The organism is Paenarthrobacter sp. PH39-S1 (assembly GCF_030063245.1).
GTDB lineage: Bacteria > Actinomycetota > Actinomycetes > Actinomycetales > Micrococcaceae > Arthrobacter_M.
In genome coordinates this window covers 71604-87959 of record NZ_JASISR010000006.1, presented here as the reverse complement: position 1 = coordinate 87959, position 16356 = coordinate 71604, and the positions used below count along the sequence as shown (strand labels likewise).

Genomic DNA, 16356 nt, shown 5'->3' with positions numbered 1-16356 from the left:
CGCAGACCAAGGCTCGACGCCGGCACCTTTGAGGGACCGAACGGAGCCAGCCGAGGCGGCACATTCAGCGGAAGCCGATCGCGGGCTAACAACTGCTTGCCGGCTGCCGCTGCAGTTCTCCTGCGAACGCGCAGCCCGGCATCATAAGATCGCGTAGGGGCGGGTTTGTTGAACTCAGAAAGGAATCAATCAACGACCGGGCATCCATGTCTACCCTGCCAGTCTAGCGGGTCAGGCTGGGAAAACCCTTGTTTCCTGCGTTCCGGCCGCGTTCAGACCTGCCGGAACAGCACGGCCCGGACGGCGATATCGGCCTGCAGTAACCGGACGCGGATATTGGTTCCGGGCTCCAGCACACCTTCGCAGTATGCGGAAACCGCCGGATCCTTGAGCTGGATAGTGCTCCTGGGGCTGGGCGGAGCATTGCCGTTTCCATTCGTCTTAGGCCCGCTGATGACGACGGCGTCGAACTCGTTGCCGATGTGGGTGCTCAGCAGGGCGGCTTCGACGGTATCTATCGCGGCCCGGTCCACCTTGGCGGCCTGCTGATCGGAGGCCATCATGATAGCCGGCAGCTGCGGCAGCGCGTCCCGGGCCCACTGCGGAACAGATTCCCCGGCGCTGAGCGCGGCGCAGATGGCCAGCACAAAACGGTCCACCAGCCGGCGCAGCGGTGCCGTCGTGTGCGTGTAGGGCGCGGCGACGGCGGCCTGGACGGAGCGCTCGGGCGTCGTTCCGTCAAATGGAGTGTAGCCGGCTCCGCGGAACAGCGAGGTGGCGGCGTGCATCAGGGACAGCTGCTTGGGGTCGGCGGTGTCCAGCGACCGCAGATAGTCCCCGTAAGGCATCTCCGCCGGCCACGGCTTGTTCAGAGCGATGGTCTGCCGCCGGTACCTGTCCACGGATCCGTGGTCCGGCTCCGGCATGGTGCGCAGAATCCCTACTTTTGCCAGCAGCATCAGGGCGGCGGCCGCCATTCCGGTCAGCAGCGAGATCTGTGCGTTCCAGTCCTCGATGGGTAAGGCGGGACGAAAGACCAGTCTGTACTGTCCGCCGTCGAACTCCACTTCCTGTTTCGGCACGTTCAGGCTGGCCCCTCCCCGCTGGTGCTCCAGCGCAATACGCTTGAGCCCAATTTCCTTGAGCAGCGCAAGCGTGCGGGCAACCGCACCGTCATCGTTCGTGCCCGTCGGGAGCCGGCCGTCGCCGTCGCCGGTCGTTCCTGCCAGGACCCGCCCGCCGCCGTCGACAATGGCTTGCGCCTGCTCATAATCCAGCCGGGCGACGCTACGGACCGCCGCGCGCCGCACCGTCGTCGAAACCGCCTCACCCGCGTCGTTGAGCGCAATCTCCCAGACGAACGCCGAGCGCACCCGATCCGGCAACAGGCTGGCCGCGCCCTCGCTCATGTCCGCCGGATGCAGCGGCACCCGCCCGTCCGGAGTATAGACGGTCTGCGCGCGCAAACGGGTTTCCGCGTCCAGCGCGCCACCCGGGGGGACGAAGGAGGGGACGTCGGCGATGGCGTAATGCACCAGATAGCCGCCGACGGCCCCGGGCTGTGACCCGGGCTGGTGCGTCTTTTCCAGAAACAGGGCCTGGTCAAGATCCATCGAACCGGGGGGATCGATGGTCAGGAACGGCCGCGCCGTGAGGTCCAGATCCGGGAGCCGGTGGGAGGCGATCGACGCCGCGACTTCCGCCAGCACGTCCTGCTCGAATTGCCCCGGGAGCTTGAATTCGCTCTTCAGGGCCGCCAGCGCCTGGGCAAGCTGCTGCTGGGCGGCGCTGGTGTGCACGTCAATGTGAGAGTAAGGCACCCGCTAAGCCTAGCCCGCAGGCCCCGCCGCGTGGTGCCGCCCCGTGAAGCGCCGGGACAGGGCTGCACCGACCACAGAGCCGCTACCCTAGTTTCTATGAGTATCCCGCCGGGTGAGTCCGCCCCGAACGTCTCCACAGGTGAGCTGAACGCGCGTTACGACAAGTTTGTTGTGGATCTCTTGGGCGTTATCGCCTACGGCGAGTTGTCCGCGTTCGAGCGGCTCTCCTCCGATGCCCGCTATTCGCCGACACTGCATGACCGCGCCGCCCTGGGCCGGATGGCCGTCACCGAATTCGAACACTTTGACGTTGTCAGGGCCCGGCTGGCCGAGATGAACATGGACGTGGAGCTGGCCATGCGCCCGTTCCAGCAGTCCATCGATTCCTTCCACGACCGCACCCGGCCCGCCGACTGGTACGAGTCCCTGATGAAGGCATACGTCGTCGATGCCATTTCCGGGGACTTCTACCGGGCCATCAGCGAATTCCTGGATCAAAAGACGCGTGAGGTGATCAACGCCGTCCAGACCAATGACGAATCCGGCGCCTTGCTCCAGGATCGGCTGAAGAAAATGCTCGCCGACGATCCGCGGCTGGCGTCCCGGCTGGCGTTGTGGGGCCGCCGGCTGGTGGGGGAAGCCCTGACACAGGCCCAGCGCGTGGGCACGGAGCACAGCTTCCTGCGCGGCCTGATGATCGAGGACGAACTTCCCGCCGCCCGCAACGAGGTCAGCACGCTCCTGGCCCAGCTGACCAAAAACCATTCCCGACGGATGAGTCAGCTGGGCCTGACCGCCTAGCCCGCGGGCGACGTTATTCGCTTCGCGGCGCCGCGACGGTCCGTTCGCGGCGCCCCGAGGGTGTCCCTGCCAGCCTGCAGCGGACGCACTCCGTGCCCGATTGGGCAGCAGAAACGGTGCCAGATGGTGATGTCCGGCCCAGCGGACGGGCAGGACCCCTGTGCGCTGCGCGAACCGGGCGGCGGCATTGTGATGGACGTGGTCCGGGCTGCGAAAGACCCGCGCGTCTTGCTGGTCGGCTACGGCGCTTCGGCATCGACGATGGGCCACGCGGGCCGGCCGGGCTGCGGCTCTGGCTGCGGTGCTGGCTGCGGTGCGTCAGGTGGATCCGGAACGGCAGCTGCAGGCGCTTGGCATCTGAACGCGGCGGTGCGGCCCGGTGGTCTGCGCTGGGGGATGGAGTTCTCTGACGGGCGCCGCGGGACAGCCCTCGTCGAGTCCCCGTGGAACTCTTACGACCGGCATGAGGCGCCGTTGGAGGCCCCGTTCTCGACGCCGGTGATAGATGGCATGGGACGGCCCGTTCCGTATGCGGATACTTGGACCCGGGAGTTCTGGATCTGGCCCCTGCCGACCGCGGGTCGGCTGCGTTTTGTCTGTGCGTGGCCGGACAGGGCGTCCTGGAAACGTCGACGCCCTTGGACGCCAATCTACTGCTGGAAGCTGCCGGAATAGCCTCGTCGCTGTGGCCTGATCCCTGGCAGGACTCGCGGCGCTGGCCGGGGTGAAATAAGCACGGGTGAAATAAGCACGGGTGAAATAAGCACGGGTGAAATAAGCACGGGTGAAATAAGCACGGTGAAATAAGCACAGTGAAATAAGCACAGGCCGCCCGCGGTTGGCACTAGAGAGTCGAGCCGGCCCAGCCGGCGTGCATTTTCCCCGCAATGAAAGGCCTCGTCCCCATGACTGTTCCCCTCTCCATCCTTGATCTGGCACATATTGGACGGGGCGAAGCAGCCGAGAGCTTTAAGGCAAGTGTCGCGCTGGCGCAGCGAGCTGAGGAGTGGGGCTACCGGCGCATCTGGTATGCGGAACACCACAACATGCCCACCATTGCCTCCTCCGCCACGAGCGTTCTGATCGCCCACGTTGCGGCGCACACCAACACCATCCGCCTTGGCGCCGGTGGCATCATGCTGCCCAACCACGCTCCGCTGACCATCGCCGAGCAATTTGGAACCCTGGAAACCCTGCACGCCGGGCGCATCGACCTGGGACTTGGCCGCGCTCCCGGCAGCGACCAGAAGACCATGCACGCCTTGCGCCGGGATCCGATGTCCTCGGACAGCTTTCCGCAGGATGTGATGGAACTGCAGGGATACCTGACCGGAAACACCCGCATTCCCGGCATTAACGCCATCCCGGGCAAGGGCACCAACGTGCCGCTGTACATTCTCGGATCCTCCCTGTTCGGTGCGAAACTGGCCGCCGCGCTTGGGCTGCCGTATTCCTTTGCCTCGCATTTTGCCCCGAGTGCACTGGAGGACGCCGTGAAGATCTACCGTCGCGAGTTCCAGCCGTCCGAACAGCTCTCGGAGCCCTACGTGATTGCGGGTGTGAACGTGATCGCCGCCGATACCGAGGAAGATGCGCAGCAGCAGTTCCTGGAGGGGAAGCGTGCCCGGATTTCCCAAATGGTTGGCCAGGGCCGGACGTTTACTCCCGAGGATGCAGACCTGCTGCTCGAATCCCCGGCGGGGCAGCAGGTGCTGCAGATGGCCCGGTACTCCGCCGTCGGAACCCCCGTACAGGTGAAGAAGTATCTGGACGACTTTACGGAACTGGCCCAGGCCGATGAACTGATCGTGGCCACCCAGGCCAGCGGTGTCGAGAACTGGCTGCGTTCCTACGAGCTGCTTGCGGAGGTTGTCGGGTTGGTCCGCGCGTAGCAGGCGTTCTCAGCACGGAGCTGTGGTCACCCAGAGATTACGCATGGGTCCAGCGTCCAGGCCGGGGACAATCGGACTTTGATCCGTGTGCTGGGTGAGGAAGTGTCCGGGATCCGGGGTCTGTCCGCCGACGACGATGCTGAATAACGTTCGACGGCGTTACCGGGGCGGGCGCGACCGGCGATAGTCCGCTATGCGACCGGAGCGCGGATCAGCCCGCCGTGGCCGGGGCAACGGTGCGCGGGAACACCGCCCGTAGACGTTTGCGGGCAGGCTCTTCCACATAGCTGAACAGCAGATAGGTGGCCAGCGCCATGCCGCCCAGGGTCGCCACCGCCAGGACATTCCGGACCGGCTGACCTGCGGAGGGCAGCACTTCCACGGTCAGCCAGTGGTAGAGGTAGATGAAGGCCATGTGCACCAGATACAGGCTGTAGGACGCCCGGCCACCCGCCAACAGCCAGGGATGGCAGAGTGCCGCACGCGCCCGGCCCCGGACCAGACTGAGCAGTGCCAGCAGCGCGGGAAAGACCAGTACCACCACTTTGCCGTGTCCCGGGGCCGGGACCGCCAGCAAAAAGGCCACCACTATGAGGATGCCGATCACGGCAGCCGGTCCGGCCAGCGCGGGGCGGGATGCGAACCGGTCGCTGTTCCGCGCCGCCAGGAACGCGAAAGCGCCGGCTAAAAAGCAGCAGAGAATCCGGACCAGCCAGCTGTAGGGATACGGCCGGCCCGTGTCGACCAACTGGCCCGGACCGATCAGCGCGATCGGCAGCATCAGCAGCAGAGATGAGGCCAGCGCGGGAACCGGGTGCAGGCGGCGCAGGCGGTAGAGTCCCAATGCCGCGACGGGAAACGCCAAATAGGCCAGCCATTCCGCGCTGACGGTCCAGCCCGGACCAAACCAACTGGCCCCGTCGCTGAACGGCTGGAACCATAGGTGGATCAGCAACAACTGCTTCGCCAAGCCCCAGGCGGAGAGGTCGGGCGCGCGGGCCTGCAGGGACCAGTCCAACACCGAGTGCTGCACCGTGCCCAGCACAAACCACAGACCCAGCAGACCGACCACCAGCGCAAAGGCCGGCCACATCCGGGCGAACCGCGCCCAGACGAAATCACGGTAACCGGGCCAGGTGAGCTTGGGTCCTAGCCTCAACAGATACGTGTAGGAGATGATGAAGCCGCTGAGGATAAAGAACACATCGACGCCCAGATCGCCGCTGACGATGAGCCGGTGGAAGGTTATAAAGACAGGTCCTAGAAACGTATTCCCCATCAGCTGCAGGTGGAACAGCACCACCCACACGGCGGCAAGAAACCGGAGCGATGTCAGTACACCGATCTGCGGTGCAGCGGCTGCCGGGTTTGCCGACTCCGCTGCCGGCTCTGCCGCCGGTGGACGATGGCGAGTGAACTCAGAGAGCATTGACTCCACGCTACATTGCTGTTCTGAACGCTTCCTAAGTAGATGCTGGGAGTAGCATGAGCGAGTGCTGCAGGGGGGGACTAACCACGCCGGTCAGAAACGATCGGGGGAGCCAACCGGATGCGGCGCAGGCAGCGCGTGGGGGAAGTGCTCCCGGACGGGTGGCAGTGGACTTAACGGAGATGTCCGCCGCCATGACCGTCCGGGGCCAGGTCGGGTTCCGTGACCACGCCGCCCATGGAGCGGCTCAGTGGGAACTCTCCACGGACACCGGGGGAGTCTGGCAAACGCTGGCCACATACGGGGCTTCACTAAGAACTTGTTGGAGGGCGCCCTGCCGGGGACCGTGTCGGCTAGGGAAGCCGCGCCAGGACGTAGTCCCAGCGCAGCAGTTCCTGCTCCAGCCGGAGCGACGGCTGGTGGCTGCCGGCCTGCAGGTCTGCGTAGACCGCGCTTTCCGCGGGGGTCAGGTGGCTCAGCGCTGCACGGGTGGGCGTGTCCTCTCGCCCCCAAAAATCGCGGTGGGCAAGCAGGGTTTCCTCATCCATCAGGATGCTGCGCACATGCGGGTGGTGGGACCGGAGCTGGTCCAGGATGTGAAATCCGTGGGTGTCGAGATCGCCCCAGTACAGCACCTCGGTCTCCCGCAGCCAAGCGGCCTCGCGTAACCCCTCGAAGCCGTAGCCGCCGCCGAACACCGCCAGCGTCCGGGGTGCCGGCGGGAGCGCCAGGAAGTTGGCCAGGTTCTCCGTGGTGATGATCCGATCCACGTCCACGGCAAGGGATGCGAAAGCCGCGCCCGTCACCTCAAGGTCTGTCATGCCGGGGACGGGCGCCTGCGCGGCGTCCAGAAACCGCAGGCGGACCCGGTCCGGTGCGGCCAGGAATCCGTGCCGCCGGGCGTAGTTCTTTCCCGCCAGCGGCCGGCGGGGCTCCAGCGTTGCCACCATGTCGTCGATCAGTCGCCGGTGCGTCTCCACAAATTTCGTGTGGACGCCGGGCAGGGAAAGCTGGCGTAAGTACATGCCCGGCGCGGGGTTCGCGGCCAGCCAGATGGCCACCCGGGCGGCGGTCAGCGCGTCCTCACCGTGTTTCAGCAGCTCCAACGGCCGCCGCAAGGCCCAGGCCTGAAGCGTGGAGTCCAGGGCAGCCACCCGCTGGGCCAGATCCGCAAACCGCTGGGCCTCGCGGCTGAGGCCCAGGAATGCCACCTCGTCCGCGGCGCACGCGAACACGACGACGCTTGGAAGCCTGTTGGCGCCGATCGTGTTCGCACCGACAGTGACGAATTCCAGTGAGCAGCCCCGCGGGACCGGGTTCCACGTCGCGGCCCACGCACCGGCCCTCGCGTAGTCCGTCCGCAGCTGCGTGGCGGTTGGATGCCGTAGCGCACGGCGCCGGGGAAATAGTCCCGCGGGCGCCGCCGTCTCGCGCAGCAACTCCCCGCTGCTCCAGGCCCGCAGCGAAGCGGCACGCATATCCGCCAGCGTGGTCCACCCGGGCGCTCCCGGCCTAGCGGCCACGCCGGTCACGTTCGGCCCGGTATTCGTGGATGGTCATGTTCCGCAGCTGGGAGTCGGCGCCTGTTTCATTGGCCACGAAGCCCACATTGGCCACGAATGGTTCAATGACGTGGATCTTTTGCAGCGGTGTGACGATGAGCAGTTGGAGCTTGAGGCGCTTGAACAGTTCCAGGCCGTACCGGGCGGACTCGTCAGATCCCCGGCCGAAGGCCTCGTCGATGACGACAAAACGGAAACTGCGGCCGGTGCCCGGACCAGCGGCGATGCCAAATTGGAAGGCCAGTGCGGCGGCCAGAATGGTGTAGGCCAGTTTCTCTTTTTGCCCGCCGGACTTGCCGCCGGAGTCGGTGAAATGCTCGTGTTCCTCGCCGGTCTCGGTCCAGCGTTCCGAGGCGGAGAACGTGAACCAGTTGCGCACGTCGGTGACCTTGGCGGTCCACCGCTCGTCCAAATTGGTCAGTCCGGGACGGCCGCGGAATCGTTCCACCAGTTTTTCAACCTGCAGGAACTTCTGCTCCGAGTACTGCTCCTGGGCGCCGATGGAGCCTTCCGAACAGGCCCGAAGGTCCGTGCCGAACTCCCGCACCTCGGCATCGAAGGTGGCCTGCGGTTCCAGCTGGATGTGCCGGCCGGAGTTGTACTCAATCCGGGCCAGGGACTCGTTGATTTCGCCGATCCGCGACACAATGTCCTGTTTGCGGGCATCGAGGAACGCGTTGAACGCCACGATTTCGTGGATGGTGTTTTGAGTCAGGGATTCTTTGAACCGCTCGGCAAACCGGGGAAGATCGTTGTCCGCAAGTTGTTGGAGGATCTTGTTGAACTCCCCGGCAGCCTCCAGCGACGCGTCCAGATCTGTTGTCTCGGCCGGGTACTTGTTGCGGAATTCGGCCATCGACCGGATGGTGGTCTCGGCCGCGCGGATCACCTGCTTGTTAAGCGCATCGATCGTGCCGGTGAGTTTGTCGCGGACCTTGCTCTCAATTTTCGCCGTGTTTTTGTAGGTCAGTGCGGCCGACTCAAGTGCCCTTTCGCTGAGCCTGCCCAGCTCAGCCAGCAGCCCGGCGTCGTCCGTCAGCGCGGTCTCCGTGAGGGATTCGCGGCAGTCCTCGATCTGCTCCGTGATGCCCCTGATCTCCGATTTGTTGGTGCCGATGCGCTCGTGCATGGCAGTCAATTTGCCGGTGGCCTTGTCCAGCCGCGTGGCGGTGGCGGCTTCCCGGGCAGTGAGGTCGCGCAGAATGTCGCTGGAGGATTCCAGCTGGGATTTCTCCTCCGCCAGATCCGTCATGGTCCGGGCCGTCGCGCTCCAGTTCAGACCGGCGAAATTGGCGACGGCGGCGATGGTGCCAATGAGCCGTTGCGAGCGTCCCAGGTTGCCCAGCTGCGCATCGATGCGGCCCAGCCCGTCCCGGGAGGCACGCACCTTGCCCTCGGCCTCATCAAGGGCGGAGCGCAGGCGGGCGATTTTATCGTGGTTGTCCCAGCCCAGGACGAAGCTGGACCGGTCGGTGAGTTCCTTGCGGTCGTCCTTTTCGTGGCGTCCGCCGCCGCTCTTGAGCTGGCCATTGATGGTCAGGGCCTTGGGATAACGGCGGAATTCGGCCATGTTCTCGCAGCACTGGTGGTCAAAACGGCGGCCCAGCTCATCCAGCAGGAACTCGCGCAACGGTGTGCCCGGCTTGATGCCGATCTTGCCTGCCAGGGTATCCGGCGCGGCGGGGCGCGGGGCGGGGCTGTCTCCGACCTTCAGATACACCAGCCGGGCGCGCAGGTTGTTGGTGTCCACCCAATCGCTGACTGCGGGGTAGTGCTCGCCGGTCACGAGCAGGGACAGGGCGAAGCCGTGCAGGGTGCGCTCGGCGGCGCCTTCCCACGCGGCCTCGGATTCGCGCACGCGCAACAATTCGCCGGCGAAAGGCAGCTCGGCTTCCGCGATGCCCGTCCCGGCGCAGAGCTTTTGGCGCAGCTGGATCAACCAGCCGGGGAGCAGGTTCTGTCGGTTCAGCAGGCTTTTCAGCTCTTCGGAATGGTCCTTGACCTGCTCAGCCGCCTCGGACCGCTGCCGGTCAAGGGCCGTTCGTTTCCCCTGCAGTTCGGCGTTGTCCGCGGCGAGCTGCTTCTCCACGCCGGGCAGGGCCGCGGCGTTGGCATCGAAAACCACCTGGTCGTCCGGCGCGAAGAGGCCCAGGACGGTGGCCGCTTCGGTGTAGCTGTTATAGCGTTCCTTTTGCGCGCCGGACTCGATGGCCATGCGGGCCAGTTCGCCCTCGATGGCGGCAATCCGGCCGCCACCGCTGTTGCGGATGTCGTCACGGAGATCGGACAGCTCGCGGTTGAGGCGCCCCACTTCGGCGGTCAGCGTGGTTTGCTCATCGTCCACCCGGGCCGCGGTGCGTTGGAGCTCCTGCAGGTGGGCCTCGCTGAGCTGCAGCTTTTGGGTGGTGAACCAGGGCGCGAGCTGCTCGCGCTGCTCGTGGGCGCGGTCGTAGTCCACGGTCAGGGCGTGATGGCGCGCGGCGTTGTCGCGGATGGGTTCGAGCATCCGGATCTGGTCCTTGGCCCGCAGGACGGCGTCGTGGGCTTTCTTCAGGTCGTCAAAGTGATGCAGCAGGTTCTTGATCCGGGTTTCAACATCGTCCTCCTCCAGCATGTTCGTGCGCACAAAGTGGGTGATGTTTTCCACCTGCTTCATGGAAACTGTGCGGTGGAACAGGTCCATGGCTTGCGCCGAGCCGATGCCGAAGTGGCGCTTGAACGCGGCGGCATACTTTTCAAACACGTCGAAGACCGCGACGCCGTCATTGCGCAGGCGCCGCTTCAGCTTGGCCAAATCGGTACCAAAGTCGGAAAAATCACCCTGGATGGACTGTTCGCCCTCGGCAATGGAGTAGAAACGGGTGGGCTGTCCGGCCTCCTGGGTTGCCCACAGCGTGATGGCCAAGGTGATGGACTTGTCCAGCACGGCGTTGTGGAAGACGCCGAGCACCACGGTGAAGGAGCCGGGGCCGCGCAGTGCCACCGGTCGGGAGGTGTCGCCGATGCCGCTGCGCGCGCTCTTGTGGAAGCCGCGGACATACGACATGAGGCTGCGTTCCTTCTTTTGCGCCCCAGCCGCCTTGTTGTACTCAATCCTGTTCGCTGGCAGCAGCAGCGTGGTGATGGCATCGACGACGGTTGACTTGCCGGAGCCGATGTCCCCGGTCAGCAGGCTGTTGTCCCCGTCGAGTCGGAACGTGCGCACAGACTTGTTGAACGTGCCCCAGTTCAGAAGTTCCAAACGGTGCAGCCGAAAGCCCGGCCGGATCCCGGCGTCGTCCTCGGTCAGGTCATCCAGGCTGAAGAGACCAGGCTGGGTCTGGGTGCTCATGCTGCGTCCCCTTCGGTCTTGTCGCCTTCAATCTTGTTCCCGCCGACCTTGTCGCCGCCCAGGGCGGACCGGTAGTCAGCGAGCCGGGCGTCGAATTCTTCCAGCCATTGGGCATCCACATAGGCCTTGATGATGCGGGCCACCTCGTAGGTTTGGTCCGCGCCGCGGAGTTTGCGTAGGAAGCCCAGTTCGGTGACCTTCTTGATGTTGGTGGCCAGCTGGTCCAAGACGCGGGCCTCGTTGCTGGAGTCGGGCAGGAAGACGGAAACCATGTCCCCGATTTGCTCCGCCGTCATGATGAGGCGGGTTTCGCTGTTTTGCTGGTCGAACTCGGCCAGTCGGGCGCGTAGCAGGGCCAACAGCAGGCTTACGTGAAAGGTCAGCTGGCGGCGGGGGATGAGACGCGGCAGGTCGGCGTCGGCGTCCGGGCTGGAGCGCAGGAAGGCGTAGCCCTCGGTGTCATCCAGGACCAGCTCCAGGCCCAGGACGCTGACGTAGTCGCGGGTCTGGGCGGAGAGTTCCACGAGCCGCTGCCACAGTTTTTCGTCCGCTTCACGGTAGACGACGCCCTTGAACAGCTTGGTGACAGCTAGCGGAAGGCCGTCCGGCGTGTTGGTTTCGGCTGTTTCGGTGGGGGCTGTGCTCATGATGGCCTCACGAAGATGATTTGGTCGACTGTTGCCTCGCGGAGGCTGCCGTCCGGCAGCGTCCAGGACAGGGTTTGTGACTTGTCCGAGGTGATGGTTGCCCAGGCGGATGCAGTGGCGAGCTGGAAATACGTGACGAGCTCGGCCAAGCCCTGACTGAGCGGAAAGGCATCCGTGATGTCCGCCAACGTGGCCTGTGCGGCATCGGCCAGCACTGCGTCAATATTGGTTTCGAGCCGGTGCGCGTCCACATGGAACTGGTCGAAGAGCGCGTTGGCGTCCACATCCAGGTCCTCGGCTACCGCGACGGCGTCGTTGATGGACACCTGCCGGCTGGGCTCGTAGAGGGGCCGCTCGAAGGGCAATGCGACGGGGACGTCATGACCGGGCAGTTCGGCAAACGGGCCTGACGGCGGCTTGGCCCGGACGGCGACGGCGCTTGACTCAATGCTGCGGATCAATTGCATGATCCGCTTATTTTCCAGGAAGACCTTGTCATCGAGCAGTCTGCGAATCTGCGCCGACAGCTGCCGTACGGTGGCCTGGGTCTGCTCAACGGCGGGAAGCCAGTCCGCCTGCATCCCGGTAATCGAGTGGACCCCGTCCTGCTTGGCCAGAGCCTCGATCTGAGTGGCCCTCTCCAACAGGTCCCGCAGCTCGGAGCGGAGCTGCGGTGACATCAGGTAATCCCAAAAGCCCTGGAAAGTCCGGCCCTGCAGCGATCCGCTGATGTCCTGCTGGGAGGAGAAGATCGATTCCAAAAGGTCGCCCTGACTGCCCTCCCACATGGAAATTTGCTCCCGGAGGCTGCGGTCGAGCCTGCGGAAGTTTTGCTCCACTTCACGGAAGTCCGCCAGCAGGTCTTTGGCCTGGCTGGTCAGCTGGTGGAAGTGGTCCACGGCTTCGGGGCCGCTCATGACGGGGATCTCTCCCGAGCGGATCTGTTCCATTTGCGCGTCAAGGTCGTCACGCTGGCGCTGCAGCTCGGCGAGCCGTGCTTCCGGATCCGTTTCCGAGCCGTGGACCAATGTTTTCAGCAGGTTGAAAATACTGGATAGGCGCGACTGGGTTGGCACGAAGTCCCGGCCGCGCAGGGCCTCCACCCAGCGGACCACATCCTCGGTGGCGGCCGTGAGGTCGTAGACGGGTTCGTCCCGATTGTCCGTGTAAAACTTCCGCAGCCATGCTTTGTCAGGTTCGGCCCAGTCATCCAGGTACTCGCCGGCGGAGCGCGGGAATTTGTCCTCACCCAGGGAATCCCGCAGGCTGAACAGGACGTCGTCGAGGACGTCGATCAGGTCCTGACGGCCCAGGTTTCGCTCATTGGGATCGGTGAACGCGGTCATGAAAAACGTCAGCGCGAGTGGGGCGTTTTGCGCGCGCAGCAGCGACCATCCGGCGTGGGTCTCACGCAGGGAATTGATCGAAAAATAGTCCACGGCAGCACTCCAAAGGCTTCAATTGGTTCACTGAACATCGTATGTCGAAGCTCTGACAAAACATCATTGCGGTCCGTGGCGTTGGCTGTCCGGCTAGTTAGCCTCGTATTTCCGCATATCGTGGCGCCATTGACTCCATCTGCTCCATGACGAGCTTGATCGCTGCCGGCTGCTTGTCCGGCGGGTAGCCATTGATCACCAGCAGGCGTTTGATCGAGGACCGCAGTTTGGCCCGGACGTCCTCGCGCACGGTCCAATCGGTGCGCACATCGCGGCGCATCACCTGGACCAGCTGCCGCGCAATCTCGGCCAGCACGCCCTCGCCCTGGACCTCAACCGCGGACTCGTTCTGCACCACGGCATCATAAAACGACAGCTCGTCGGAGTTCAGCGGGGGAGTGAAGCGCTGCCCGCGGCTGGCCTCGGCCGCCACTTCCTGAGCCAACGCCACCAGCTCGGCAATGACTTCCGCGGAAGTCAGCTGCTGGTTCGTGTACTTTTTCATCAGTTCGGTGATCCGCTCGGAGAAGGCCCGCCGCCGGATCGCGTTGTTTTGCGTGGTCCGCGTGGATTCGTCCGAAATGAGCTTCCGCAGCGCCTCGATGGCCAGCTGCGGGTTTCGAGCCTGTTGCGTCTTGGCGATGAACTCCGGCGTCAGGTCATCCAGCGAGGGTTTGGGCATGCCGGCGGCGGCATAAATATCGAGCACTTCACCGGTCGCCGTCGCCTGGGCGATCAGCTGGCCGAGCATCCGCTGGATTTCCTCGGGGATCGGCTCGCCGCGGGACTGCCGCTCGTCGGCGTCGAACTTGGCCATGTAGACGCGGATCTCCTCGTACACGGCGATCTCGGGGCGCAACTGAGCCAGCGCATCCGTCCCGGAGCACAGCGCCCACGCCCGGGCCAGCCGGCCGGAATCGCGGCGGTACTTTGCCGCCAGCGTCTCCTCGCCGCCGTCGCCCGCGCCGCCGTCGCCCGCGCCGCCGTCGCCCGCGCCGCCGTCGCCCGCGCCGCCGTCGCCCCTTCCGATGTAAGGCAGCTGATTACCCGGCGTCAGCGGATCTCGCAGGTAATTCACCGCCCCGGTCGTCGCGTTCAGGAACGCCTTGGGGCCGCCCTTCAAGAGTGCGGACCTCCAGTCGTGTCCGGCCAGCAGCCCGCGCAGGTTCGTCAGCAGGTCGTGCACCAGCGCCACGGCGTCGTCGATGTTCTTGCCCACCGGCTTCTTGGCGCGGTCAGAATCGGAATACTCGGCCAGCGCGCTCGCCAGGTTCTCGGCCAGCGGCGCGTACGCCACCAGCAACCCGTCCTGCTTGCCGCGGAAGGTTCGGTTCACGCGGGCCAAGGTCTGCATCAGCAGCGCACCCTTGAGCGGGCGGTCCAGGTACAGCGTGTGCAGCGGCGGGGAGTCGTAGCCGGTGAGCATCATGTCCTTGACGATCACCAGTTCCAGCTCGTCGTCCACGTTCTTCAGCCGCTCCTTGATCGCGGCGTTGGCCGAATCGCGGCGCACGTGTTCGGACACCGGCGGCAGATCGGACGCGGTGCCCGAATACACCACCTTGATTCTGCCCTTGTCCAGCTCGTCCGCGTGCCAGGCCGGGCGCAGCGCCACGATGGCCGCGTAGAGGTTCGCGCAGATCTCCCGGGTGCCGCCCACGATCATGGCCTTGCCCGGGGCCTCGATGAATTTGCCCATCTGCTCCCGGCGGTTCTCCCAGTGCGCCACCAGGTCCGCCGCCAGCGCGGCAATGCGCTCCGGCGCGCCATACACGGCGTTGACGACGGCGACGCTCGCCTCGATGCGCGCCCGTTCCGTTTCGTCCAGGCCCAACGTTGCCTCGTCGGCCGACTCGTCCAGGGTGTCCTCGGAGACACCTTCGGCGAGGGCCACCTTGATCAGGCGCGGCTCAAAGTAGATCGGAACCGTGGCCCCGTCCTCCACGGCGCGGGAGAGATCGTAAACGTCGATGTAGTCGCCAAACACGTCGCGGGTGTTGCGGTCCGCGAAGGAAATGGGGGTGCCGGTGAACGCGATCAGCGTCGCGTGCGGCAGGGCGTCGCGCAGGTGCCGGGCGTAGCCGTCCAAATTGTCGTAGTGGCTGCGGTGTGCCTCATCCACCACCACGATAATATTGCGCCGATCGGACAGCAGCGGGTGGTCGAAACCGGCATCCTTTTCGTCCTGGCTGCGGCCGAACTTCTGCAGCGTGGTGAAGTAGATGCCGCCGGTCACACGGTTGGTGAGTTCCTCGCGCAGCTGGGAGCGCTTGCGGACCTGCTGCGGAGCCTCGGGCAGCAGCAGGCTCTGGGCAAACGACTCGTACAGCTGGCCGTCGAGCTCGTTGCGGTCGGTGATGACCACCACCGTCGGGTTGCGCAGCTCGGGCCGCCGCATCACCTGATTGGTGTAGAGCTCCATTTCCATGGACTTGCCGGAACCCTGCGTGTGCCACACGACGCCGGCCTTGCCGTTGGAGCGCACCGCATGGATGGTGTTGCCCACGGCCTTGGTGACGGCGAAGTACTGGTGCGGTTTCGCGATGCGTTTGGTCAGTCCGTCCGCGCCGGCATCGAATGCGGTAAAGGAGGTCAGCAGCTGCAGGAAACGCGTCTGGTTGTACAGCCCTTCCAAGGCGATGTCCAAAGCGGTGAGCGCCTCTCCGTCCACCATCGTGCCCCGCGGTACCGGGACGCCGTCGTCGTCAACGTTCCACGGCGAGAAGTGGTTCAGCGGCGTAAACGGGGTGCCGTATTTGGCGATGATGCCGTCCGAAACAAGGGTGAAAATGCAGAACCGGAACGCCATGGGGAATTCGCGCAGGTACGTTTGCAGTTGGGCGTGCGCGGCGGTAACGTCCGCCGACGCACTGCCCGCCTTCTTCAGTTCGATGACGCTCACCGGCATGCCGTTGAGATAAAGTACGACGTCGAAGCGCCGCTTATGGTCCCGGCTCACCAGGGTTACCTGGTTGACGGCGAGCCAGTCATTATCCGACGGTTCCGTGCTGAGCAGCCGGATCGTGGGGTTGTTTTCGGTGCCGTCAACGTCAATGTAGCTGAGCCGGTAACCGTCCACCAGGTAGCGGTGAATGCGGTGGTTCTCGGTCAGGGCGTCGTTGGATTTCGGCGAGGCGATCTCGGCAACGGCCTGGCGGAGGTACTGTTCCGGGACCGTTGGATTGAGCTTGCGGACAGCGTTGAGCAGCCGACGGCGGATCAACAGTTCTGCCCACGACTCACGTTCATCCGTACCAGGGGCAATGTCTTCGCCGTGCTTGGGCTGCCAGCCCAGCGGCTCGGCGAGCTGGTCGAGGGCAAGACCCTCCCATGCCGCCTCGGAAAAGCCGGTGGTTGCCGTTGTCATGGTGTTCTCCCCGCGGATGGTCTCTGGTCAATCACGACGGTACCAGCAGGGTCTGACGTTGTTGTTCG

At 65.0% G+C, this 16356-nt stretch carries 10 protein-coding genes and 1 pseudogene; 3 read left to right on the top strand and 8 right to left on the bottom strand.

The features are described from left to right. Positions 1-272: 272 nt before the first annotated feature. Positions 273-1820, bottom strand: a complete 1548-nt coding sequence (locus QMG52_RS05715) for an RNB domain-containing ribonuclease (RefSeq protein ID WP_283559466.1) — start codon at positions 1818-1820, stop codon at positions 273-275. A gap of 96 nt (positions 1821-1916) precedes the next feature. Between QMG52_RS05715 and QMG52_RS05710 the strand changes: the two genes are divergently transcribed. After that, entirely contained in the window at positions 1917-2621 is a 705-nt protein-coding gene (locus QMG52_RS05710) for a ferritin-like fold-containing protein (protein WP_283559465.1), read from the top strand. A gap of 129 nt (positions 2622-2750) precedes the next feature. Further along, positions 2751-3296 carry a hypothetical protein gene (locus QMG52_RS05705; RefSeq protein ID WP_283559464.1) on the top strand — a complete coding sequence of 182 codons (546 nt, stop codon included), beginning with the start codon at positions 2751-2753 and terminating at the stop codon, positions 3294-3296. Positions 3297-3359: 63 nt separating this feature from the next. On the opposite strand, the pseudogene QMG52_RS22155 reads toward QMG52_RS05705, so the two are convergent. Continuing rightward, positions 3360-3446, bottom strand: a pseudogene (locus QMG52_RS22155) (pentapeptide repeat-containing protein); the annotation flags it as partial. 80 nt (positions 3447-3526) lie between these two features. On the opposite strand from QMG52_RS22155, the gene QMG52_RS05700 reads away from it, so the two are divergent. Then, positions 3527-4513 carry an LLM class flavin-dependent oxidoreductase gene (locus QMG52_RS05700; protein WP_283559463.1) on the top strand — a complete coding sequence of 329 codons (987 nt, stop codon included), beginning with the start codon at positions 3527-3529 and terminating at the stop codon, positions 4511-4513. A gap of 211 nt (positions 4514-4724) precedes the next feature. Here the strand turns inward: QMG52_RS05700 and QMG52_RS05695 are convergent, their stop codons facing one another. The 6 genes from QMG52_RS05695 to QMG52_RS05670 form a co-directional block, all read right to left on the bottom strand. Continuing rightward, on the bottom strand, positions 4725-5942 hold the full coding sequence (locus QMG52_RS05695) for an acyltransferase family protein (protein ID WP_283559462.1): 1218 nt from the start codon (positions 5940-5942) through the stop codon (positions 4725-4727). 353 nt (positions 5943-6295) lie between these two features. Next, a complete protein-coding gene (locus QMG52_RS05690) occupies positions 6296-7465 on the bottom strand; it encodes a Wadjet anti-phage system protein JetD domain-containing protein (protein ID WP_283559461.1) in 1170 nt (389 codons plus the stop codon). Next, positions 7455-10835 carry an ATP-binding protein gene (locus QMG52_RS05685; RefSeq protein WP_283559460.1) on the bottom strand — a complete coding sequence of 1127 codons (3381 nt, stop codon included), beginning with the start codon at positions 10833-10835 and terminating at the stop codon, positions 7455-7457. Before QMG52_RS05685 ends, QMG52_RS05690 begins: the two co-directional genes overlap by 11 nt. Beyond that, positions 10832-11482 (bottom strand): DUF4194 domain-containing protein, encoded by a 651-nt coding sequence (locus QMG52_RS05680; protein ID WP_283559459.1) that lies wholly within the window; start codon positions 11480-11482, stop codon positions 10832-10834. The genes QMG52_RS05685 and QMG52_RS05680 overlap by 4 nt, the downstream gene beginning before the upstream one ends. Beyond that, on the bottom strand, positions 11479-12921 hold the full coding sequence (locus tag QMG52_RS05675; RefSeq protein WP_283559458.1) for a DUF3375 domain-containing protein: 1443 nt from the start codon (positions 12919-12921) through the stop codon (positions 11479-11481). The genes QMG52_RS05680 and QMG52_RS05675 overlap by 4 nt, the downstream gene beginning before the upstream one ends. A gap of 97 nt (positions 12922-13018) precedes the next feature. After that, the gene (locus QMG52_RS05670) at positions 13019-16288 is read right to left on the bottom strand and encodes a type I restriction endonuclease subunit R (RefSeq protein ID WP_283559457.1); all 3270 of its coding nucleotides are present in this window, start codon (positions 16286-16288) and stop codon (positions 13019-13021) included. Between the last annotated feature and the right edge of the window lie 68 nt (positions 16289-16356).

Coding starts and splice junctions, on each gene's coding strand:
- QMG52_RS05685 (WP_283559460.1), bottom strand. CDS start 10,835: ATGAGCACCCAGACCCAGCCTGGTCTCTTCAGCCTGGATGACCTGACC.
- QMG52_RS05695 (WP_283559462.1), bottom strand. CDS start 5,942: ATGCTCTCTGAGTTCACTCGCCATCGTCCACCGGCGGCAGAGCCGGCA.
- QMG52_RS05670 (WP_283559457.1), bottom strand. CDS start 16,288: ATGACAACGGCAACCACCGGCTTTTCCGAGGCGGCATGGGAGGGTCTT.
- QMG52_RS05710 (WP_283559465.1), top strand. CDS start 1,917: ATGAGTATCCCGCCGGGTGAGTCCGCCCCGAACGTCTCCACAGGTGAG.
- QMG52_RS05705 (WP_283559464.1), top strand. CDS start 2,751: ATGTCCGGCCCAGCGGACGGGCAGGACCCCTGTGCGCTGCGCGAACCG.
- QMG52_RS05700 (WP_283559463.1), top strand. CDS start 3,527: ATGACTGTTCCCCTCTCCATCCTTGATCTGGCACATATTGGACGGGGC.
- QMG52_RS05680 (WP_283559459.1), bottom strand. CDS start 11,482: ATGAGCACAGCCCCCACCGAAACAGCCGAAACCAACACGCCGGACGGC.